Source organism: Mesorhizobium sp. M0028, from assembly GCF_040323855.1.
GTDB lineage: Bacteria > Pseudomonadota > Alphaproteobacteria > Rhizobiales > Rhizobiaceae > Mesorhizobium.
This window is the reverse complement of the sequence record NZ_JAMYVG010000051.1, coordinates 1-939: the sequence shown is the minus strand read 5'-3', so window position 1 is coordinate 939 and position 939 is coordinate 1. Positions and strand designations below refer to the sequence as shown.

At 64.4% G+C, this 939-nt stretch carries 1 protein-coding gene; it reads left to right on the top strand.

What is annotated here, in order from left to right; genetic code table 11:
• A partial coding sequence (locus NKJ93_RS33515) for an ISAs1 family transposase (RefSeq protein ID WP_352593645.1) occupies positions 1-932 on the top strand: 932 nt, incomplete at its 5' end.
• Positions 933-939: the final 7 nt, after the last annotated feature.

Genomic DNA, 939 nt, shown 5'->3' with positions numbered 1-939 from the left:
TCGCGCAGGAGCGCAAGCAGGCGCTGTCGCGGCTGATCGACTATGACGCAGCCCCCAGCCACGACACCTTCTCGCGGCTGCTGCGCCTGCTCGACCCGGAAGCCTTCGGTCGCGCCTTTGCTGCCTTTGCCGCAGCTTTCGCCCGAGCCAGCCGAGAGACGCCCGAGGTGGTGTCGCTTGACGGCAAGGCTTTGCGGCGGGCCTACGAGAAGGGCTTGGCAGCCAGTCCGCCGTTGACGGTGTCGGCCTTCGCCACCGAGACCCGGCTGTGCCTGGCGGCAGTCTCGCCGAGCGATGGTGAGAACGAAGTCGAGGCCGCGCTCAAGGTCGTCGAACTCATTGATCTTACGGGCAGATTGGTCACCGCCGATGCGCTCCACTGCCACACCCGCATGGCTGCGGCCATTACCCAAAGAGGTGGCGATTACCTGCTTGCGCTGAAGGGCAACCGTCGTCATTGGCTGCGCCGCGCCAACCTGCAACTGGCCGACGCCACCCCTTCCATTGCCGAGCGCACCGAGACCAGCCACGGCCGCAACGAGTGGCGGCAGGCCGAGATCGTGGCGGCGGCCGAGCCGCTGATGCCTGGCCACCAGGCCTTCATCCGCATCACCAGCCGGCGCGATCAGGCCAGACCTTTGATGCGCCTGTTCATGGCCTCCACGCTCATGTCGCCGCAGCGGGCGCTCGACCTCACCAGAGCTCATTGGCAGATCGAGAACGGCCTGCATTGGATGCTCGATGTCCATCTCGATGAGGATCTCAGCCGTGCCCGCAAGGACAATGCTCCCGCCAACACAGCCCTTCTCAATCGCCTCGCCAGAAACATCCTTCAGGCCGCCGATGCTGCCAAAGTTCCCATCAGCCATCGCATCAAGAAATGCGCCTGGAACGACGACTATCTCATCAATGCCATCACTCATATGCGATAGCCCTGCC